15 protein-coding genes and 1 rRNA gene are annotated in these 20,361 nt (G+C 71.2%); 9 read left to right on the top strand and 7 right to left on the bottom strand.

Going from position 1 to position 20,361, the window contains the following annotated elements; genetic code table 11:
- Positions 1 to 91: ribosomal RNA gene (rrf, locus tag ACH41F_RS24010) — 5S ribosomal RNA — on the top strand; the annotation flags it as partial.
- Between the two features lie 105 nt (positions 92 to 196).
- Here the strand turns inward: rrf and ACH41F_RS24005 are convergent.
- The 5 genes from ACH41F_RS24005 to ACH41F_RS23985 are packed head-to-tail and all read right to left on the bottom strand — an operon-like array spanning position 197 to position 5,777.
- The gene (locus ACH41F_RS24005) at positions 197 to 1,507 is read right to left on the bottom strand and encodes a DUF58 domain-containing protein (protein ID WP_391236410.1); all 1,311 of its coding nucleotides are present in this window, start codon (positions 1,505 to 1,507) and stop codon (positions 197 to 199) included.
- The gene (locus tag ACH41F_RS24000) at positions 1,507 to 2,496 is read right to left on the bottom strand and encodes an AAA family ATPase (protein WP_391236408.1); all 990 of its coding nucleotides are present in this window, start codon (positions 2,494 to 2,496) and stop codon (positions 1,507 to 1,509) included. The genes ACH41F_RS24005 and ACH41F_RS24000 overlap by 1 nt, the downstream gene beginning before the upstream one ends.
- Complete coding sequence (locus tag ACH41F_RS23995) at positions 2,496 to 3,686, bottom strand: DUF4350 domain-containing protein (RefSeq protein WP_391236405.1); 1,191 nt, start codon at positions 3,684 to 3,686, stop codon at positions 2,496 to 2,498. The genes ACH41F_RS24000 and ACH41F_RS23995 overlap by 1 nt, the downstream gene beginning before the upstream one ends.
- Entirely contained in the window at positions 3,683 to 4,438 is a 756-nt protein-coding gene (locus tag ACH41F_RS23990) for a DUF4129 domain-containing protein (protein ID WP_391236402.1), read from the bottom strand. Before ACH41F_RS23990 ends, ACH41F_RS23995 begins: the two co-directional genes overlap by 4 nt.
- A gap of 4 nt (positions 4,439 to 4,442) precedes the next feature.
- Entirely contained in the window at positions 4,443 to 5,777 is a 1,335-nt protein-coding gene (locus ACH41F_RS23985; RefSeq protein WP_391236400.1) for a glycerophosphoryl diester phosphodiesterase membrane domain-containing protein, read from the bottom strand.
- A 140-nt stretch (positions 5,778 to 5,917) separates the two neighbouring features.
- On the opposite strand from ACH41F_RS23985, the gene mtnA reads away from it, so the two are divergent.
- The 7 genes from mtnA (at position 5,918) to ACH41F_RS23950 (ending at position 15,243) form a co-directional block, all read left to right on the top strand.
- Positions 5,918 to 7,060, top strand: coding sequence for an S-methyl-5-thioribose-1-phosphate isomerase (gene mtnA / locus ACH41F_RS23980; protein WP_391236397.1), 1,143 nt, complete (start codon positions 5,918 to 5,920; stop codon positions 7,058 to 7,060).
- Between the two features lie 269 nt (positions 7,061 to 7,329).
- Positions 7,330 to 8,019, top strand: coding sequence for a two-component system response regulator MtrA (gene mtrA, locus ACH41F_RS23975; protein ID WP_282537543.1), 690 nt, complete (start codon positions 7,330 to 7,332; stop codon positions 8,017 to 8,019).
- Position 8,020: 1 nt separating this feature from the next.
- On the top strand, positions 8,021 to 10,072 hold the full coding sequence (gene mtrB, locus ACH41F_RS23970) for an MtrAB system histidine kinase MtrB (RefSeq protein ID WP_391236392.1): 2,052 nt from the start codon (positions 8,021 to 8,023) through the stop codon (positions 10,070 to 10,072).
- Positions 10,062 to 11,903 carry an LpqB family beta-propeller domain-containing protein gene (locus ACH41F_RS23965; protein WP_391236389.1) on the top strand — a complete coding sequence of 614 codons (1,842 nt, stop codon included), beginning with the start codon at positions 10,062 to 10,064 and terminating at the stop codon, positions 11,901 to 11,903. The genes mtrB and ACH41F_RS23965 overlap by 11 nt, the downstream gene beginning before the upstream one ends.
- Before the next feature lie 236 nt (positions 11,904 to 12,139).
- Positions 12,140 to 13,291: a ComF family protein gene (locus ACH41F_RS23960; protein WP_391236386.1), complete on the top strand. Its 1,152-nt coding sequence runs from the start codon at positions 12,140 to 12,142 to the stop codon at positions 13,289 to 13,291.
- Between the two features lie 311 nt (positions 13,292 to 13,602).
- Complete coding sequence (hpf, locus tag ACH41F_RS23955; RefSeq protein ID WP_391236383.1) at positions 13,603 to 14,295, top strand: ribosome hibernation-promoting factor, HPF/YfiA family; 693 nt, start codon at positions 13,603 to 13,605, stop codon at positions 14,293 to 14,295.
- A gap of 201 nt (positions 14,296 to 14,496) precedes the next feature.
- A complete protein-coding gene (locus ACH41F_RS23950) occupies positions 14,497 to 15,243 on the top strand; it encodes a response regulator (protein WP_391236380.1) in 747 nt (248 codons plus the stop codon).
- On the opposite strand, the gene ACH41F_RS23945 is transcribed toward ACH41F_RS23950, so the two are convergent.
- Together ACH41F_RS23945 and ACH41F_RS23940 are read right to left on the bottom strand one after the other, a co-directional pair.
- Entirely contained in the window at positions 15,229 to 16,422 is a 1,194-nt protein-coding gene (locus ACH41F_RS23945; protein WP_391236377.1) for a DNA glycosylase AlkZ-like family protein, read from the bottom strand. The two genes, ACH41F_RS23950 and ACH41F_RS23945, sit on opposite strands and share 15 nt — an antisense overlap.
- Before the next feature lie 114 nt (positions 16,423 to 16,536).
- A complete protein-coding gene (locus ACH41F_RS23940; RefSeq protein ID WP_391236374.1) occupies positions 16,537 to 17,118 on the bottom strand; it encodes a GNAT family N-acetyltransferase in 582 nt (193 codons plus the stop codon).
- A gap of 281 nt (positions 17,119 to 17,399) precedes the next feature.
- Here ACH41F_RS23940 and secA point away from each other — a divergent pair, with 281 nt between their 5' ends.
- Positions 17,400 to 20,237: a preprotein translocase subunit SecA gene (secA, locus tag ACH41F_RS23935; RefSeq protein ID WP_391236370.1), complete on the top strand. Its 2,838-nt coding sequence runs from the start codon at positions 17,400 to 17,402 to the stop codon at positions 20,235 to 20,237.
- The last annotated feature ends 124 nt before the right edge of the window (positions 20,238 to 20,361 follow it).

Below are 20,361 nucleotides of genomic sequence, written 5' to 3'. Positions count from 1 at the left end.
GCCCGGTTACATTCCGAACCCGGAAGCTAAGCCTCACAGCGCCGATGGTACTGCAGGGGGGACCCTGTGGGAGAGTAGGACACCGCCGAACAAATTTTAGAAAAAGGCCCACGCCATTAGGCGTGGGCCTTTTTGTGTTTCTGGGGAAATTGGACGGCAATTCAGTTCTTCTTCCGTCCTCGGTGGTGCTGCTTGATTACAGGCGTCCCGCTGTCTTGAGGGCCAGGTAGGCGTCCGCAAGGGCCGGGGCCAGTTCGTCCGGCGTTGCGTCTACGACGGTGACGCCGTGGCGTCGGAGTTGTGCCGCGGTGCGGTGGCGTTCGCTTTGTGCTTGCGCGGCTGATGCGGCCTCGTAGACGGCGTCGGTGGTTCCGCGCGCTTTCGCCATGCGGGCGATGTGAGGGTCGGCCACTGCGGCGACGAGGACGGTGTGGCGCTGGGTGAGCTGGGAGAGGACCGGCAGGAGGCCCTCTTCGACCGGGGCCGCGTCGAGGGTGGTGAGCAGCACGATCAGGGAGCGGCGTGGGGTCGTTCTGAGTGCGGTGGCCGTAAGACCGCGTGCGTCTGTTTCGACGAGTGCCGGTTCCAGGGGTGCCATCGCGTTCACCAGGGCCGGCAGGACGTCTTTTGCCGTGCGGCCCTGGACCAGGGCGCGTACTCGGCGGTCGTAGGCCAGGAGGTCGACGCGGTCGCCGGCGCGGGAGGCCAGTGCGGCCATGAGCAGTGCCGCGTCCATGGAGGCGTCGAGGCGGGGGGCGTCGTCGACGCGGCCGGCCGAGGTGCGGCCGGTGTCGAGGACGATGAGGATGTGGCGGTCGCGTTCCGGTCGCCAGGTGCGTACGGCGACCGCCGACTGGCGGGCTGTGGCGCGCCAGTCGATGGAGCGTGTGTCGTCGCCGGGGACGTATTCGCGCAGGCTGTCGAACTCCGTGCCTTCGCCGCGGGTGAGCACGCTGGTGCGGCCGTCGAGTTCACGCAGTCGGGCGAGCTTGGCGGGGAGGTGCTTGCGGCTGGTGAAGGGGGGCAGGACGCGGACCGTCCAGGGGACGTGGTGGGTGCCCTGGCGGGAGAAGAGGCCGAGGGGGCCGTAGGAGCGGACGGTGACGCGGTCGGCCTGGCGGTCGCCTCGGCGGGTGGGGCGTAGGCGCGTGGTGAGGCGACGGCGTTCGCCCGCGGGGACCGTGAGGCGGTGGCGGGAGGCCGCTGTCTCCGTGCCCGCGGGCCAGCTGCTGGGGGGCCAGGCGTCGCGGAGGTGGGCTCGGAGCGGGCGGTTGGACGGGTTGGTGACGGTCAGGGTGACGTCGGCTGTCTCGCCGAGGCGTACGGAGGTGTCGCCTGAGCGGGTCAGGCCCAGGCGGCGTACGGGGGCCGCGAGGGTGAAGTCGCAGGCGCAGGCGAGGGCGAGGGGGGCGTTCACGGCGAGGAGGCCCGTCAGGCTGGGGTCCCAGAGGCCGACGGGGAGGGAGCCCAGGGCCGCGAGGAGTGCGGCGCGGCCGGTGAGTGCCATCAGCGGGGGACGGGGACGTGGGCGAGGATGGCGTGGATGACGGAGTCGGCCGTCACGCCCTCCATCTCGGCCTCCGGGCGGAGTTGTACGCGGTGGCGGAGGGTCGGCAGCGCGAGGGCCTTCACGTCGTCGGGGATGACGTAGTCGCGGCCGGTCAGCCATGCCCACGCGCGCGAGGTGGCCAGGAGGGCCGTGGCGCCGCGCGGGGAGACGCCGAGGGTGAGGGACGGGGATTCGCGGGTGGCGCGGCAGATGTCGACGACGTAGGCCGTGATCTCGGGGGAGATGGTCGTCTTGGCGACCGCTGCGCGGGCGGCTTCGAGGTCTGCGGGGCCCGCGACCGGGCGTAGGCCGGCGGCGTGGAGGTCGCGGGGGTTGAAGCCCTCGGCGTGGCGGGTGAGGACGTCGATCTCGTCCTGTCGGGAGGGCAAAGGGATGGTGAGTTTGAGGAGGAAACGGTCCAGCTGGGCTTCCGGGAGGGGGTACGTGCCCTCGTACTCGACCGGGTTCTGGGTCGCGGCGACCAGGAAGGGGTCCGGGAGCGGGCGGGGGGTGCCGTCGACGGTGACCTGGCGTTCCTCCATGGCTTCGAGGAGGGACGACTGGGTCTTGGGGGGTGTCCTGTTGATCTCGTCCGCGAGGAGGAGGTTGGTGAAGACCGGGCCGGGCTGGAAGGAGAACTCGGCGGAGCGGGTGTCGTAGACGAGGGAGCCCGTCACGTCGCTCGGCATGAGGTCGGGGGTGAACTGGACGCGTTTGGTGTCGAGTTCGAGTGCGGATGCGAGGGCGCGGACGAGCAGCGTCTTGGCGACCCCGGGGACTCCTTCCAGGAGTACATGTCCGCGGCAGAGGAGGGCGACGACCAGACCGGTCACGGCGGGGTCCTGGCCGACCACGGCTTTGGCGATCTCGGCGCGCAGGGCTTCCAGGGAGGCCCGGGCGGTGTCCGGGTTCCCGGGGTTCCCGGCGTTGTCAGTGGTCGGGGCCATCATGGACGGCGTACCTCTCTTTCGAGGGCGTCGAGTTGGTCGGCGAGCTGGACGAGGGCTGTGTCGTCGTGCGGCGGCGGGCCGAAGAGGAGGGTGTGCAGGGGCTGTCCATCGCCTCGGAGGTGGGTGGACAGGGCGGGGAGCAGGGCTTCGGGCGCGTGCGCCTGGGCGACGGGGACGCCTACGAGGGGGGCGAGGCGGGTGCGGGTGGTGGAGCGGAGAGCGGCGGCCGCGCGGTCGCGGGCGTGGGCTTTGCGGTAGAGGCGGGCGCGGCCTTCGACGGTCTCGGAGGCGCGGATCGCCACGGGGAGGTTCTCGGGCACGAGGGGGCCGAGTCGGCGGGCCCGCCAGAGGGCGGCCAGGGCCGCGGCGACGAAGAGTTGCAGGGTGCCCCAGCGCCAGCCCGGGGGGAGCAGGTCGAAGAAGCCGCGTTCGTCGTCGGTGGCGGCCGGCGCGTCGGAGAGCGAGGGGAGGTACCAGACGAGATGGGGGCGGGAGCCGAGGAGTTGGAGGGCGAGGGAGGCGTTGCCCTGCTCGTCGAGGCGGTCGTTGCGCAGGATGTCGGGCGCGCCGAGGACGACGGTGTCGCCGCCCCCGGTCGCCGGGACGCGCAGCAGGGTGGCGAGGCGCTCGCTGGGGTAGCAGGCGTCGGCGTCGAGGTGGGTGGTGGTGTAGCGGATGCCGCCGGTGTCGGCGGGGCCCGCGCGGCGGGCTGCGGGGAGGGCGCAGTCGGGGTCGAGCGTGGAGCCGGTGCTGGTGGCGGGGTCCGCTGTGACGTCGGGGGCGAGCCGGCCGACGGACGCGCTGCCGGGGGCAACGAGTACGGTACGGCCGCCGGAGCCGGTGGTCGTGGAGTGCAGCCGGGACTGCTGGCGGTGGGTCAGCAGGTCGGGCAGGGCGACCAGGAGGGTGGTGTCGGGGCCGGCTGCGGAGCGGGCCTCGCTCAGGGTGGTGACCACGCGTGTGGACACTCCGCGGTCGGCGAGGAGTTCCGCGACGGCGCGGCTGCCGAGAGGGTCGGCGGAGCGCGGGTCGAGGTTGCCGTGGCGGGAGTCGGAGCGGATGACCGCGATCGTGATCGCGGCCGCCAGGAGGAGCACGAGGGCGAGCGCGATGCCTCGGGTGCGGGTCCACACCTGGCGGGCGGTGGGCGAGGCCGAGGTGGACGGGAGCGTGGCCTCGGTGGTCATTCGGCGGCTCCCTGGCGGGCGTTGGGGGCCGTGCTAAGGGTGCTGCTGGTGAGCTGCGGCTTGCTGCGTTCCAGGGCGCGGTCGAGGTCGGCCATGTGCTGGTACGCCTGCTGTCCGGCCTTGCGGCCGCCGTACGTGACGTCGTCGAAGTCGCGGGCGGCGGCGAGCAGCCGGTCCGTGTGGGAGGGCAGGGCGCGGGCGGCTTCGGCGGCTGCCTCGTCGGCGGTGCGGCCGGCGCGGATGTCGAGCAGGGCGCGCTCCTCCAGGGAGCGGACGATGGCTCGCATGCGTTCCTGGACGGCCTGGTTCCAGTGGCCCTGGGCGGCGTGCGCCTCGGCGGCCGCGCGGTGTTCGGCGGCGCTGCGGGGGCGGTCGTCGAACAGGGCGGCGGTGGAGGCGGGTTCGCGGCGCGGGGTGCCCAGGCGCCACCACAGGGCGCCCAGGACCGCGAGGACCGCCACGACGATGACGACCAGGCCGAGCGCGCCCCCGGGTGTCGCGGTGGCGGCGGTGCCGAACAGGTCGCCGACCCAGTCCCAGAAGGCGTCGAGGGCGCGCTGGAACCAACTGGGGTCGTTCTCGTGGTACATGCCCTTGGACAGCTCGCGTCGGGCCGCCTCGCGCGCGGGGTCGCGTGGGACGGTCACCGGTGGCTCGGCCTCGGAGCGGGCCAGTGCGAAGGCGTTGCCGGCGCGCACGACCGTGTGCGGCAGCAGCGGTACCGATGTGAGAACTCCCCCCGTCGGACTCACGGCATCAGCCTCCGGCGGCGGCGCCGGGGGCGCCGGAGCCGTGGTCCTGGACGCCGGCCGCGCGGGCCAGGTCGAGGTCGAGGGCCTCGCGGCGGATGCGCTGGTCGATGTAGAGGAGCACGGTGACCCCGGCGGTGATCGGGAAGGTGATCATGGCGCCGATGACCGAGCCGATGCCGCTGACGATGAGGTAGGTCCAGCCCAGGTCGCTGCTGGTGTCGAGCAGGCCGGTGACGCCCTCGCCGTCCAGCGCCGCGGCGAGGAAGGTGAAGGGGATGACCACGATCGAGGCCACGACGTTGGCGATGACCGTGGCGAGCAGCTGGATGCCGAAGACGCGCCACCAGGAGCCGCGGACCAGCTTCGCGGACCGGGTCAGCGACTTGACGATGCCCTGCTTCTCCAGCATCAGCGCGGGCGAGGCCAGCGAGAAGCGGATCATGAGCCACAGGGCGACGACGCCGGCTGCCAGGCCGCCCAGGACCGCGAGGCCGGCTCCGGCGTCGCCCGATCCCGCGAGGCCGACGAGGAGGCCCGGCAGGACGCCGGCGGTGACGATCGCGAAGGCGATGACGATCAGCAGGAAGATCAGGCCGAACAGCTTGGGCACCTGCGGACGGGCGTCGCGCCAGGCCTCACCGGTGGTGACCGACTTGCCGAGGACGGCGCGGCTGGTGACCGTCGTGAGCAGGGCGGTCGCGGCGATCGTGCCGATCAGCGAGATCAGGAAGATGACGCTGGAGCTGAGCAGGGTGTCGCCCAGGGCGCGCGCCAGCTCGTCGGGGGTGGCGTCGGCGCCCGGGGCGGCGGTGTCGAGGTCGTCGAGGACCAGGCCCTGGAGGAGGATGACGAGGGTCTGGGTGACGACCGCGACGGTCAGGGAGATGCCCAGGACCGTGCGCCAGTAGGTGCGCATGGTGGAGACCGCGCCGTCGAGGATCTCGCCCACGCCGAGCGGGCGGAGCGGGATGACACCGGGCTTGGCCGCGGGCGGGGGACCGCCCCAGCCGCTTCCCCAGCCGCCGGGGGCACCCTGACCGCCGTACCCGCCGTACCCGCCGTATCCGTTGTGGCCGCCGCCGGGGGCGCCCCAGGTCGGGCCGGACTGTGGCGGTGGTGGTGGCGGGGTCTGGCCGGGGTTCGCCGGGCCGGTGGGGGCGGACCACTGGGCGGGGGGCGGCTGCTCCTTGGACCACTTCGAGCCGGCGCCCTCCGGGTCCGTGCCGGGCTGGTCCGTGGGGCCGGGGTGGTCCGCCGGTTCGGCAGGGCCGGACGCACCGGGCTCCTGCCCGTCGGACGGGGCAGATCCGGGCGAGGCCCAGCCCGGAGTGTCGTTCATCGTCGCTCCTTCACGGTGCCCGTCCGCGGGCGCGGCGGCAGGTTGGCAGCCATCGTGCCATGGGGTGGTCCGCCGGGGACCGGGCGAGGTATCGGCGGCACACCTTCAATTGTCCGCCGGATAACGGGCACACTGACCGCATGGCTGATCAGTACGCGCAAACCGGCGAGGACAGCAGGCCGATCGAGATACCGACGATCCGTTGGGAAGAGCCACCCGAAGGTCCTGTCGTGGTCCTTCTGGACCAGACAAGGCTGCCGGCCGAGGAGGTCGAGCTGGTCTGTACGGACGCGCCCGCGCTGGTGGAGGCGATCAGTTCGCTCGCCGTGCGCGGGGCGCCGGTGCTCGGCATCGCGGGGGCGTACGGCGTCGCGCTCGCCGCCGCGCGGGGGTTCGACGTCGACGACGCGGCGGCCGCGCTCGAGGGGGCCAGGCCCACCGCGGTGAACCTGTCGGTCGGTGTGCGCCGGGCGCATGCCGCGTACCGGGCCGCGCTCGCCACGAGCGGGGACCCGGGGCAGGCGGCGCTGGCGGCGCTGGACGCGGCCCGGGCCCTGCACCGGGAGGACGCCGAGGCCAGTGCGCGGATGGCGGAGTGCGGGCTGATGCTGCTCGACGAGTTGCTGCCGGGTGGCGGGCACCGGATTCTCACGCACTGCAACACCGGCGCGCTGGTGTCGGGTGGCGAGGGGACGGCGTTCGCGGTGGCGCTCGCGGCGCATCGGGTCGGGCGGCTGCGGCGACTGTGGGTGGACGAGACGCGTCCGCTGCTGCAAGGCGCTCGCCTGACGGCGTACGAGGCGGCGCGCAACGGGATGGCGTACACGTTGCTCACCGACAACGCGGCGGGTTCGCTGTTCGCGGCGGGGGAGGTGGACGCGGTGCTGATCGGGGCGGACCGGATCGCGGCCGACGGGTCGGTGGCGAACAAGGTGGGCAGCTATCCGCTCGCGGTGCTGGCGCGGTACCACCATGTGCCGTTCATCGTGGTGGCACCGCTGACGTCGGTGGACCCGGGCACGCCGGATGGGGCGTCCATCGAGGTCGAGCAGCGCCCCGGGTACGAGGTGACGGAGGTCGCCGCGCCGCAGGTGCCGGTGACGGGAGCCGGCGGTGGCTTGCCGGTGGCGCCCTTGGGGACGCAGGCGTACAACCCGGCGTTCGACGTGACGCCGCCCGAGCTGATCACGGCGATCGTCACGGAGGAGGGTGTGGTCTCGCCGGTGACGGCCGAGGGGTTGGCGGAGCTGTGCGCGAGGTCGCGGCAGGTGTCGATCGGCTAGCGCCACGGCAGGCGACGTCCCGCCCGGGCGGAACGCTCCTGGACGGGCAGACGTCGCCTGCCGCGGTGCCGGCGCGGCACCGCGGTCGGCGCCGCCGCCGGGAGGGCGGACGGCCGACCTCGGGGTGAGGGTGCGCCTACGCTGGGTAGCGACATCCGTCGAGACATCGACGTCGCCGGACGGGGGCAGACAGTGACGGCCGAGTACGACTATCGTCACGGGCCAGTGACCCTGCTCACCAGCGCCTCTGTCACTGTTATGAGAATGGGATGATGTCGGTTATGAAGGGACGAGTCCTTGTCGTCGACGACGACACCGCACTGGCCGAGATGCTCGGCATTGTGCTGCGTGGTGAAGGTTTTGAGCCGTCTTTCGTAGCCGACGGTGACAAGGCGCTGGCCGCATTCCGTGAGACCAAACCCGACCTGGTGCTCCTGGATCTGATGCTGCCGGGCCGGGACGGGATCGAGGTGTGCCGCCTGATCAGGGCGGAGTCGGGCGTGCCGATCGTGATGCTCACGGCCAAGAGCGACACCGTCGATGTCGTCGTGGGCCTGGAGTCGGGCGCGGACGACTACATCGTGAAGCCGTTCAAGCCGAAGGAGCTCGTCGCCCGGATCCGGGCACGGCTGCGGAGGTCGGAGGAGCCGGCACCCGAGCAGCTGGCCATAGGCGATCTCGTCATCGACGTGGCCGGTCACTCCGTGAAGCGGGACGGGCAGTCGATCGCGCTGACGCCGCTGGAGTTCGACCTGCTGGTCGCGCTGGCGCGCAAGCCCTGGCAGGTGTTCACCCGAGAGGTGCTCCTCGAACAGGTGTGGGGTTACCGGCATGCCGCGGACACCCGCCTGGTCAATGTGCATGTGCAGCGGCTGCGCTCCAAGGTCGAGAAGGACCCGGAGCGGCCGGAGATCGTGGTGACCGTCCGTGGTGTGGGATACAAGGCAGGACCCAGCTGACATGTCCGGAGACAGTGCCGCTTCGTCGCCCGGGCGGACCGGGGCCCGTGCGAAGCGGCCTGTCGGCCGGAAGGCGTCGGACTCCCGCTGGAGGCGTCTGTTCGAGGGCGGGCTGCTGGAGGGCGGAGTCCAGGGCAGCCCGGTCCTCAGGCTGTTCATGCGCTGGGTGCGCCGACCGCTGCTGCCGGTCATGCGGCTGTGGCGGCGCAACATCCAGCTCAAGGTCGTCGCCACCACGCTGCTGATGTCCCTGGGCGTGGTGCTGCTGCTCGGGTTCGTCGTCATCGGGCAGGTGCGCAACGGGCTGCTGGACGCCAAGGTGAAGGCCTCGCAGAGCCAGGCCACCGGGGGTTTCGCGGCGGCCAGCCAGAAGGCCGACACCGCGATGAGCGCCGGCGCGGAGGACGCGGCGGGCGAGGACGGCCGGTCCAACCAGAACGTCATCCCCTGGATGGGTGACCTCGTGGAGTCCCTCTCCAGCGGTGGCCAGGGCGCCTTCGACGTCATCACGCTGCCCGCCGCCGGTGACGACAGCGGCGGGCGCGGTCCGCGGGCCTCCGGCGGGGTCGAGCCGACGGAGAGCGTCCCGCAGAACCTGCGCGACCGCGTCGACTCCAGCATGCAGGCGGCCCAGAGCTACACCCGCGTCCGGTACACCGACCAGGACGTGGAGTCGCAGCCCGCGCTCATCATCGGCAAGCAGGTCGACGACCCCAACGGCAACCCGTACCAGCTCTACTACGTTTTCCCGCTCACCCAGGAGGAGAAGTCGCTGAGCCTCGTCAAGGGGACGCTGGCGACCGCCGGGCTGTTCGTCGTCGTCCTCGTCGGGGCCATCGCCTGGCTGGTGGTGCGGCAGGTCGTCACGCCGGTGCGGATGGCGGCCGGGATCGCCGAGCGGCTGTCCGCGGGGCGGCTCCAGGAACGGATGAAGGTCACCGGTGAGGACGACATCGCCCGGCTCGGTGAGGCCTTCAACAAGATGGCGCAGAACCTCCAGCTGAAGATCCAGCAGCTGGAGGACCTGTCACGGATGCAGCGGCGGTTCGTGTCGGACGTGTCGCACGAGCTGCGGACGCCGCTGACGACCGTACGGATGGCGGCGGACGTCATCCATGACGCGCGGGAGGACTTCGATCCGGTGACCGCGCGGTCGGCGGAGTTGCTCGCCGACCAGCTGGACCGGTTCGAGTCGTTGCTCGCCGACCTGCTGGAGATCAGCCGGTTCGACGCGGGTGCGGCGGCGCTGGAGGCGGAGCCGATCGATCTGCGGGTGGTCGTGCACCGGGTCGTCAGCGGCGCGGCGCCGCTCGCCGAGCGCAAGGGCACGCGGATACGGCTCGTCGGCGACCAGCAGCCCGTGGTGGCCGAGGCCGATGCCCGGCGGGTGGAGCGGGTGCTGCGCAATCTGGTCGTCAACGCGGTGGAGCACGGCGAGGGCAAGGACGTCGTGGTCAAGCTGGCCTCGGCGGGCGGGGCCGTCGCGGTCGCGGTGCGCGACTACGGCGTAGGGCTCAAGCCCGGTGAGGCGACCCGGGTCTTCAGCCGGTTCTGGCGGGCGGACCCGGCACGCGCGCGTACCACCGGGGGTACGGGTCTGGGGCTGTCCATCGCCCTGGAGGACGCGCGGCTGCACGGCGGCTGGCTCCAGGCGTGGGGCGAGCCGGGTGGCGGCTCGCAGTTCCGGCTGACGCTGCCCAGGACGGCGGACGAGCCGCTGCGGGGCTCGCCCATACCGCTGGAGCCCAAGGACTCGCGTCGCAATCGTGGACTCGACGACGCCGGCCTGCCGCGCGCGGGGGACGGCGAGAAGCGCGCCACGGTGCCGGTGCAGACGTCGAACGAGCCGGCGCCGCTCACGCCGCGGCTGCCTGCCGCGACCGCGGATCCGACGGCGCTGCCCGGCAACGGCGCGCGCGTGGTGCCGCGGCCCACCGGAGGAGCGCGGTCGGCGGACGACACGGGCGCCGCGGATCAGGCGCCCACGGAGGCACGCAATGCCGCTCCGGAGGACCGGAACAAGCAGGGGGAGGCAAGCAGCCGTGGGCGCTGACCGGGTGAGGGGCGGTCGGTGGCGGACGCCGGTACGCGCGGTGCTGTCGATGGCGTGTGGCGCCGTACTGCTGGCGGGGTGTGCCTCGATGCCGGACCACGGGGATCTGCGCGGGGTGGAGTCCACGCCGCGACAGGAGTCGCAGGTGCGGGTCTTCGCGCTGCCGCCCCGCGAGAACGCCGAGGCCCCGGAGATCGTGGACGGCTTCCTCGAGGCGCTGACCAGCGACGACCCCGATTTCGAGACGGCGCGCAAGTACCTGACGACACAGGCCGCCCGCGCGTGGCGGCCCGAGGCGTCCCTCACGGTGCTCGCGGTGGGGCCGGACTCCGAGCGGATCTCCAGCGGCGGGGTGGAGGCCGGTGACGCCGAGTTCACGCTGACCGGCAAGAAGGTCGCCGCCGTGGACGCACAGCAGGCGTACGCGCCCGCCGACGGCGCGTACATCAAGACGCTGCACCTGGTGCGGGAGAAGAAGTCCAAGCAGTGGCGCATCGACGACGTGCCGCCGGGCGTGGTCATGGGCAAGTCCGACTTCCTGCGCAACTACACGTCGGTCAACCGGTACTACTTCGCCTCGAACACGCCGTCCGAGGCGAACGGTCAGCCGGTGGCGGTCGCCGACCCCGTCTATGTGCGCAAGAAGGTCGACCCGTTGACGCAGACGGTGAGTCTGCTGCTCGCCGGGCCCTCACGTTGGCTGAACCCGGTGGTCAGGTCGAGCTTCCCCACCGGTACGAAGCTGCGCAAGGACGTCACGCGGTTGGCGCCCGACGACCAGAACCAGCTGACCGTGCCGCTCAACGTGAAGTCCGACCGGGTCGGTCTGCAGAAGTGCCGCGAGATGGCTGCCCAACTCCTGTTCACGCTGCGGGATCTGACGCCCACCGGAGTGACCTCGGTCGAACTGAAGGGTTCCGACGGCACGCAGCTGTGCGCGCCCTTCGGCGGGAGCGACGCCGAGAACACGGTCGTGCACGCGGTCGCGAAGAACGAGTACCAGTACTTCATCGACGCGAAGCACCGGCTCGTCCGGCTGGCCAGCCAGGGTGAGGGCACGGAGCCCGCGCCGGTGCCGGGCGCGCTCGGCGAGGGCGACACGGAACTGCGGTCCGCCGCGGTGTCCCGCGACGAGCGCAAGGCGGCCGGGGTCTCCGCCGACGGCAGCGACCTGTACGTCGGGTCGCTGGTGTCGGGGGCCTCGCTCGGCGATCCGGTCGTGCACAGCGACGGCAAGACGGAGAACGACCGCCTCACCACACCCAGTTGGGACGGCGAGGGCGACCTGTGGGTGGCCGACCGCGACCCGAAGCGCCCCCGGCTGCTGCTGCTGAAGAACGGTGCGGGCGACCCCGTGGAGGTCGACACCGCCGGGCTCGACGGTCGCATCGACGCGGTGCGGATGGCCGCCGACGGGGTGCGGATCGCACTCATCGTGGAGAAGGACGGTGAACAGTCCCTCTACGTCGGGCGGATCGAGCGGGGTGACAAGGCGAGCGGGGAGAAGCCCGTCGCGGTGGTCGAACCCCGCTCGGTGACCCCGCAGTTGGTGGAGGTCACCGCCATGTCGTGGGCCGGGGACAGCCGGCTCGTGGTGGTGGGGCGCGAGAAGGGCGGCGTGCAGCAGATGGCGTACGTCCAGGTCGACGGCTCCACGCCGGTGGGGGCGGCGCCCGCCGCGCTGACGGGTGTGAAGGCCCTCGCCTCCTCCGAGGACGAGGAACTGCCGCTGGTGGCCTACACGGAGGAGGACGGCATCGTCCGGCTCTCGTCCGGGTCGAAGTGGCAGCAGATCGTCAAGGACGGGACGGCGCCGGTTTATCCCGGGTAGTCGGGTCGGCCTGTGCGGGGTGGTCGGGTCGGACTGTGTCGGGTGGTCGGCCTGTCTGTCCCGGGTGGTCCGGTTGCCTGTGCCGGGTGGTCCGGCTGACTGTCCGGGTGGCCTGGTTGCCTGTCCCCGGTGGTCCGGGGCCCGGTGCGTATCGGCTCTGGCGGGCTGTGGGGTTGTCCACAGGGCGTTGTCCACAGGGGTGGCCGGGTGGGGCGGGCGTTGGCACAGTGGTGGGCATGCGGGGGTGGTGGCAGGACCTGACCGATCTGGTGCTGCCGGCCGAGTGCGGTGGCTGTGGAAGGCCGCGCGCGGTGCTCTGTCCGGAGTGCCGTGCCGTCCTGAGCGGGTCCGTGCCGTGCCGGGTGCGACCGGAGCCGGAGCCGGCGGGGCTGCCGGTGGTGCATGCGGCTGCCCGGTACGCCGACGAGGTGCGGGCCGTGCTGCTCGCGCACAAGGAACGGGGCGCGCTGGCCCTGGCGGCACCGCTCGGCGTGGCCCTGGCGAGGGCCGTGCGGGTGGGGCTGCGGGAGGCGGCGTGGGCGGGGGGTGATCGAGAGGCGGCGGGGCCGGCGTGGGCGGCGGACCGTGTCCTTCCTGGTAGCGGGGGCCTGGCGGGCTCTGTGACGGGGTGGGCGGGTGGTCCGGCGGCAGCTGGTGGCCGGGTGCCGGAGAGTGCCTTGGCGGGGCGTGTGGGCGTTTCGCCGAAGGGCTCGGGTCGGGGCGTGCCCGGCCCTGTGGAGGGCGAGGCCGTGCTGCTCGTTCCCGTGCCGTCCGCGCGGCGGGCGGTGGCGGCCCGGGGGCATGACCCGGCTCGGCGGATCGCGCTGGCGGCGGCGGGGGAGCTGCGGCGCTGCGGGGTGCCGGCGCGGGTGGTCGGGGTGCTGCGGCAGCGGCGCGGCGTCGCGGACCAGACGGGGCTCGACGCACGGGAGCGGCTGGCGAATCTCACCGGGGCACTGGGGGTCGTCCCGGGCGGTGGGCGGTTGCTGCTCGCTGGACCGGTCGTGCTGGTCGACGACCTGATGACGACCGGCGCGTCCCTGGCGGAGGCGGCGCGTGCGGTGCGGGCGGCTGCGGCGGGGGAGGCGGGGTCGGCGGCGCGTGCGACTGGGGCGGGGGAGGTGGGGCTCGGTCCGGGGCGGGCCGTGCGGGTGCCGGGCGGAGACGGGTGCGGGCGGCAGGGCGGTGGCTCGTTCGCTGACAGCTCAGCCGCAACACCCGTGTACGACACGGCGGCTCGGGAAGGCACTGGGAGACGGACGAGGCGATCAACGGGGGCAGAGATGGGTACTGGGATCGCAAGGATGCGGACCTCTCGCGCTGGTGACATCATCTGCGCGGCCGTGGTCGCGGCATCACCAGATGCGTTCGAAATAAACCGGAACTGACTGCGAACTTGCATCGTTGCAGGTAATGAGAGGACCAATTCACCTGAACGGAGGTACGCCGCAGTAGAGGGTGACGACATCCGTCCGGGCGAGATATGTTCGGTTGTGAGGAAAGGCGCAGGCCACACCTCTCATATCGGATTGCCGCGCCCCGGGTTTTCACCATCACCCGTCCCGGTGGAGTGGAGACCCTGCCCACGGGGGAGGAGGTGGAAGTCACCGAGTCCGAGGTTCCGGGGCTCACCGGAACCTGGTGCAAAAGGGAGATGCTCCGCCCAGTGGAGCGGAGCGATCCGGGAACGGAGTTCTGCGTGGACATCGTCGTCAAGGGCCGCAAGACAGAGGTGCCCGAGCGGTTCCGCAAGCACGTGGCCGAGAAGCTGAAGCTGGAGAAGATCCAGAAGCTCGACGGCAAGGTGATCAGCCTCGACGTCGAGGTGTCCAAGGAGCCGAACCCCCGACAGGCCGACCGCAGTGACCGAGTGGAGATCACGCTCCGCTCCCGCGGTCCGGTGATCCGGGCGGAGGCGGCGGCAAGCGATCCGTACGCGGCGCTCGACCTGGCGGCGGAAAAGCTGGAGGCCCGGCTGCGCAAGCAGCACGACAAGCGCTTCTCCCGTCGTGGCGCCCGCCGGCTCACGGCGGCCGAGGTTCCCGACCACGTCCCGGACGCGGCGACCCTCAACGTGGACGGCAGCCCCGTCCATGACGAAGAGCCGGACGGCATCCCCACCAAGAAGATCGGCTCGCTGGAAGTGAAGGGCGAAGGCCCCCTCGTCGTCCGCGAGAAGACCCACGTCGCCTCCCCGATGACTCTCGACCAGGCTCTGTACGAGATGGAGCTGGTCGGACACGACTTCTATCTGTTCGTCGACTCCGAGACCAAGGAGCCGAGTGTCGTCTACCGGCGGCACGCCTACGACTACGGCGTCATCCACCTCAACACCGACCCGATGGTCGCCCAGGCGCAACCCCCGGCGGCCGGGGACACGTTGGGTGGCTGACGGACCGGCTGACGGCTGAGCCGGTGCCCCTGGAGCGCGTGTGCGCCCCCAGGGGCACCGGTGTGCGACCACTTGGCGCCCCGCTTGGTCACCGCGCTGTCGTCCGGGCATGGAATCATGGCCGCAACGGTCCAACCGGTGGGCCGTTGCCTTGGGTTGGCGATGGCACAGGACCAGCCACAGCCTTCAGGGGGAGGAACGATGGCGGATAGCTTCGGACCGATGCGTGACGAGGGTGCCGGCGACGGCGTCGTCGCCATGGGGCCGGACGCGGGCTCACCACGCAAGGAGCCGATCCGTGTCCTGGTCGTGGACGACCACGCCCTCTTCCGTCGGGGACTGGAGATCGTGCTCGCGGCCGAGGAGGACATCCAGGTCGTGGGGGAGGCGGGCGACGGCGCGGAAGCCGTCGACAAGGCCGCCGACCTGCTGCCCGACATCGTCCTGATGGACGTGCGGATGCCCAAGCGCGGCGGGATCGAGGCGTGCACCTCCATCAAGGAGGTGGCCCCCAGCGCCAAGATCATCATGCTGACGATCAGCGATGAAGAGGCCGATCTCTACGAGGCGATCAAAGCGGGCGCGACCGGTTATCTGCTGAAAGAGATCTCCACGGACGAGGTGGCCACCGCCATTCGCGCGGTGGCCGACGGACAGTCGCAGATCAGTCCGTCCATGGCGTCGAAACTGCTCACCGAGTTCAAGTCGATGATCCAGCGGACGGACGAGCGCCGACTCGTTCCCGCGCCGCGGCTGACGGACCGGGAGCTGGAGGTTCTCAAACTCGTCGCCACCGGTATGAACAACCGCGATATCGCCAAGGAGTTGTTCATCTCCGAGAACACCGTGAAGAACCATGTGCGCAACATCCTGGAGAAGCTCCAGCTGCACTCCAGGATGGAGGCCGTGGTCTACGCGATGCGGGAGAAGATCCTAGAGATTCGCTAGCTCCCGGATCAGGGGTTCGCGCAGTCCGGGTGCGTCCACCCGTTCCACCCGTACGTCCGTGCAGTTGACCCAGCTCGCCGCCTCGGCCAGGGCCTGGGCCACCGCGGGGACCGCCTTCGGCCCGTCCAGGGTCACCTGCTTGGCGACCAGGGTGCCGCCCTCGCGCGCCGGGTCCACGCGGCCGACGAGGTGGCCGCCGGACAGCACGGGCATCGCGAAGTAGCCGTAGACCCGCTTCGGCTTGGGGACGTAGGCCTCCAGGCGGTGGGTGAAGCCGAAGATCCGCTCGGTGCGCGCCCGTTCCCAGATCAGGGAGTCGAAGGGCGACAGCAGGGTCGTACGGTGGCGGCCGCGCGGAGGTGTCTCCAGGGCCGCCGGGTCGGCCCAGGCCGGCTTGGACCAGCCCTCGACCGTGACCGGGACCAGACCCGAGTCGGCGATCACCGAGTCGACCTGCTCGCCCTTGAGGCGGTGGTAGTCGGCGATGTCCGCGCGGGTGCCGACGCCGAGGGACCGGCCGGCGAGGCGGACGAGTCGGCGCAGGCACTCGGCGTCGTCCAACTCGTCGTGCAGCAGGTCCCCGGGGATGGCGCGTTCGGCAAGGTCGTAGACGCGCTTCCAGCCGCGGCGCTCCACGCAGACCACCTCGCCGTACATGAGCGCGCGCTCCACGGCGACCTTCGTGCCGGACCAGTCCCACCACTCGCTGGTCCTCTTCGCGCCGCCCAACTCCGTGGCGGTGAGCGGGCCTTCGGTTCGGAGCTGCTTGATGACCTGGTCGTAGGTGCCGTCCGGGAGGGCGTGGTTCCAGTGCGGGCGGCTGCGGTAGGCGCGGCGGCGGAAGGCGAAGTGCGGCCACTCCTCGATGGGGAGGATGCAGGCGGCGTGGGACCAGTACTCGAAGGCGTGGGGGCGTGTCGCGGGCGCGTCGGCGGACCCGGCCGTCCAGTACGCGTCCTCGACGGTCCTGCGGCCCACCGCTCCGAGGCGGGCGTACGGGATCAGTTCGTGGGAGCGGGCCAGGACGGAGATGGTGTCGAGCTGGACCGCGCCGAGGTGGCGGAGGATGCCGCGGACGCCGGCCTTGCGGTCGGGGGTGCCGAGGAAGCCCTGGGCGCGGAGGGCGATGCGGCGGGCCTCGTCTGCGGAGAGGGCGGTCGTGGGGCGCGGGGTCGTCATGTCTCCGCACGATAGGAGGTGGGACTGACAATGGGGGTGGGGTGGGGGGCTTGGGGGGCGAGTGGCACCCGTGGGGGCGTCGCCGGCGTCCTGGCGCGCTACCCGCCCCCTCCTTCAGACGCTGGGCGGGTGGGCCGGCAAGTAGGGGGCCGTCGACGGCAGGCCCAGGTCCGAGGGGAGCAGGGAGCCCACCCAGCAGTCTCGTCGTACGCCCTTGTTGTTGAGCGCGGAGCGCAGGGTGCCCTCGATGGTGAAGCCGGCGCGTTCGGCGACCGCGCGGGAGGCGGTGTTGCCGACTTCCGCGCGCCATTCGAGGCGGTCGACGCGCAGGGCGGTGAAGGCCCAGCGGGCGGCTGTGGTGGTGGCCTCGGTGATGTAGCCGTTGCCGCGGTGCTCCTTCGCGGCCCAGAAGCCGACCTCCGCGACGCCGAGGGAGTGCATGGTGATGCCGAGCATGCCGGTCAGGTCGCCGGCGGGGAGGAAGACGCCGAAGGTGAACATGGAGTCGTTCGCCCAGCCGTCCGGGGCGAACTGTTCCGTGAAGGCCCGTGCGTGCTCGGGGAGATAGGGCGAGGGGAACTGGGGGATCCAGCGCTGTGTCTCGGGGTCCTGGGCGGCCGCGAGCACGGCGTCGGTGTCATCGGGGCCGACCGCGCGCAGAACCAGGCGGCCGGTGATGAGCGTGACGGGTTCCATCGGCCGATTCTGCTCGGGGGTCGCGCGGGAATGCCATCCTTTTCCTCCGTGCGAGCTTTGTGTGAGCGCGTGATCACGGTTCGCGCAATTCGTCGGGAGAACGCGGCACCATCCACGACCTCCGCCCGTTGTCCCCTTTGACGGAGATTTGAAGCACCGGACGTTCGGCGTCCTCTGCAGGCTCCCGGCGTGGCCGGGTCCTCGCATACGATGGCCGTTGCTCAGCCACGTCATATGGAAACCGACCGTCCCAGGCCCGACCGGCAAGGAGACCAACCCCCGTGTCCGTCCTCTCGAAGATCATGCGTGCAGGCGAAGGCAAGATCCTGCGCAAGCTGCACCGCATCGCGGACCAGGTCAACTCCATCGAAGAGGACTTCATCGACCTCTCCGACGCCGAGCTGCGAGCCCTGACCGAGGAGTACAAGCAGCGCTACCTCGACGGCGAGACGCTGGACGACCTGCTGCCCGAGGCGTTCGCCACCGTGCGCGAGGCCGCCAAGCGCGCCCTCGGCCAGCGCCACTACGACGTGCAGATCATGGGCGGCGCGGCTCTGCACCTCGGCTACGTGGCCGAGATGAAGACCGGTGAGGGCAAGACCCTGGTCGGCACGCTGCCCGCGTATCTCAACGCGTTGTCCGGCAAGGGCGTCCACCTCATCACGGTCAACGACTACCTGGCCGAGCGCGACTCCGAGATGATGGGCCGCGTCCACAAGTTCCTGGGCCTGAGCGTCGGTTGCATCCTTGCCAACATGACGCCGGCCCAGCGCCGTGAGCAGTACGCGTGCGACATCACCTACGGCACGAACAACGAGTTCGGCTTCGACTACCTGCGCGACAACATGGCGTGGTCCAAGGACGAGCTCGTCCAGCGCGGCCACAACTTCGCGATCGTCGACGAGGTCGACTCCATCCTCGTCGACGAGGCCCGTACGCCGCTGATCATCTCCGGCCCGGCCGACCAGGCCACCAAGTGGTACGGCGACTTCGCCAAGCTGGTCACCCGCCTGAAGAAGGGCGAGGCCGGCAACCCGCTCAAGGGCATCGAGGAGACCGGCGACTACGAGGTCGACGAGAAGAAGCGCACGGTCGCCATCCACGAGGCCGGCGTCGCCAAGGTCGAGGACTGGCTGGGCATCGACAACCTCTACGAGTCGGTGAACACCCCTCTGGTGGGCTACCTGAACAACGCCATCAAGGCGAAGGAGCTCTTCAAGAAGGACAAGGACTACGTCGTCATGGACGGCGAAGTCATGATCGTCGACGAGCACACCGGCCGTATCCTCGCCGGCCGCCGCTACAACGAGGGCATGCACCAGGCGATCGAGGCGAAGGAAGGGGTGGACATCAAGGACGAGAACCAGACCCTCGCCACGATCACCCTCCAGAACTTCTTCCGCCTCTACAAGCGCCACGACCACGACGGCAAGGAACAGCCCGGTCTGTGCGGCATGACCGGTACGGCGATGACCGAGGCCGCCGAGTTCCACCAGATCTACAAGCTCGGCGTCGTCCCGATCCCGACCAACCGGCCGATGGTCCGCAAGGACCAGTCGGACCTCATCTACCGCACCGAGGTCGCGAAGTTCGAGGCGGTCGTCGACGACATCGTCGAGAAGCACGAGAAGGGCCAGCCGATCCTCGTCGGCACGACGTCGGTCGAGAAGTCCGAGTACCTCTCGCAGCAGCTCAGCAAGCGCGGCGTCCAGCACGAGGTGCTCAACGCCAAGCAGCACGACCGGGAGGCGATCATCGTCGCCCAGGCCGGCCGCAAGGGTGCCGTCACGGTGGCCACCAACATGGCCGGCCGTGGTACGGACATCAAGCTCGGTGGCAACCCCGAGGACCTCGCCGAGGCGGAGCTGCGCCAGCGCGGCCTCGACCCCGAGGAGCACATCGAGGAGTGGGCACAGGCCCTGCCGGCCGCCCTGGAGCGGGCCGAGGCGGCCGTGAAGGCCGAGAAGGAAGAGGTCGAGCGGCTCGGCGGCCTGTACGTGCTGGGCACCGAGCGGCACGAGTCGCGCCGTATCGACAACCAGCTGCGCGGTCGTTCCGGCCGTCAGGGCGACCCCGGCGAGTCCCGCTTCTACCTCTCGCTCGGTGACGACCTGATGAGGCTCTTCAAGGCCCAGATGGTCGAGCGCGTGATGTCCATGGCGAACGTGCCGGACGACGTGCCGATCGAGAACAAGATGGTCACGCGCGCGATCGCGTCCGCCCAGTCGCAGGTCGAGCAGCAGAACTTCGAGACGCGCAAGAACGTCCTGAAGTACGACGAGGTCCTCAACCGTCAGCGTGAGGTCATCTACGGCGAGCGGCGCCGCGTGCTGGAGGGCGAGGACCTGCACGAGCAGATCCAGCACTTCATGGACGACACCATCGACGCCTACATCAGCGCCGAGACCGCCGAGGGCTTCGCGGAGGACTGGGACCTCGACCGGCTGTGGGGCGCGTTCAAGCAGCTCTACCCGGTGAAGATCACCGTCGAGGAGCTGGAGGACGCGGCCGGCGACCGGGCCGGACTGACCGCCGACTTCATCTCCGAGTCCATCAAGGAAGACATCCACGAGCAGTACCAGGCCCGTGAGGCGCAGCTCGGCTCCGAGATCATGCGTGAGCTGGAGCGCCGGGTCGTGCTGTCGGTCCTGGACCGCAAGTGGCGCGAGCACCTCTACGAGATGGACTACCTCCAGGAGGGCATCGGCCTGCGCGCGATGGCGCAGAAGGACCCGCTGGTCGAGTACCAGCGCGAGGGCTTCGACATGTTCACCGCCATGATGGAGGGCATCAAGGAGGAGTCCGTCGGCTACCTGTTCAACCTGGAGGTCCAGGTCGAGCAGCAGGTCGAGGAGGTCCCGGTCGAGGACGCCGCGCCGTCGCTCGACAAGCAGGACTCGGTGCCGGCGCAGGCGGGTGCGCGTCCGGAGATCCGCGCCAAGGGGCTGGACGCTCCGCAGCGCCGGGATCTGCACTTCTCCGCGCCGACCGTGGACGGCGAGGGTGGTGTCGTCGAGGGTGAGTTCGCCGACGACGACGAGCCGGTGCGTTCCGAGGCGGACGGCCTCACGCGCGCGGAGCGGCGCAAGCAGTCGCGTGGGCGTCGCCGCAAGAAGTGACGCTGTCCGCGACGGCTTGGCGGCTGACGGCTGGCGGCTGGAGCGGGTTTGAAGGGCCGGGTCACCTGAGGGTGGGCCGGCCCTTCGGCGTGTGGTGCGTCGAGTGCGGCCTATGGCCGGGGGT

This window comes from Streptomyces sp. NPDC020489, assembly GCF_044386545.1.
In the GTDB taxonomy this organism is placed as follows: Bacteria; Actinomycetota; Actinomycetes; order Streptomycetales; family Streptomycetaceae; genus Streptomyces.
This window is presented reverse-complemented; position numbering and strand designations above follow the sequence as displayed.

What these genes read in the sequence shown, in the direction of transcription:
- ACH41F_RS23985 (WP_391236400.1), bottom strand. Translation starts at nt 5,777, where the DNA reads ATGAACGACACTCCGGGCTGGGCCTCGCCCGGATCTGCCCCGTCCGAC.
- ACH41F_RS24005 (WP_391236410.1), bottom strand. Translation starts at nt 1,507, where the DNA reads ATGGCACTCACCGGCCGCGCCGCACTCCTCGCGGCCCTGGGCTCCCTC.
- ACH41F_RS23960 (WP_391236386.1), top strand. Translation starts at nt 12,140, where the DNA reads ATGCGGGGGTGGTGGCAGGACCTGACCGATCTGGTGCTGCCGGCCGAG.
- ACH41F_RS24000 (WP_391236408.1), bottom strand. Translation starts at nt 2,496, where the DNA reads ATGGCCCCGACCACTGACAACGCCGGGAACCCCGGGAACCCGGACACC.
- mtnA (WP_391236397.1), top strand. Translation starts at nt 5,918, where the DNA reads ATGGCTGATCAGTACGCGCAAACCGGCGAGGACAGCAGGCCGATCGAG.
- ACH41F_RS23950 (WP_391236380.1), top strand. Translation starts at nt 14,497, where the DNA reads ATGGCGGATAGCTTCGGACCGATGCGTGACGAGGGTGCCGGCGACGGC.
- mtrB (WP_391236392.1), top strand. Translation starts at nt 8,021, where the DNA reads ATGTCCGGAGACAGTGCCGCTTCGTCGCCCGGGCGGACCGGGGCCCGT.
- ACH41F_RS23945 (WP_391236377.1), bottom strand. Translation starts at nt 16,422, where the DNA reads ATGACGACCCCGCGCCCCACGACCGCCCTCTCCGCAGACGAGGCCCGC.
- ACH41F_RS23940 (WP_391236374.1), bottom strand. Translation starts at nt 17,118, where the DNA reads ATGGAACCCGTCACGCTCATCACCGGCCGCCTGGTTCTGCGCGCGGTC.
- mtrA (WP_282537543.1), top strand. Translation starts at nt 7,330, where the DNA reads ATGATGTCGGTTATGAAGGGACGAGTCCTTGTCGTCGACGACGACACC.
- ACH41F_RS23995 (WP_391236405.1), bottom strand. Translation starts at nt 3,686, where the DNA reads ATGACCACCGAGGCCACGCTCCCGTCCACCTCGGCCTCGCCCACCGCC.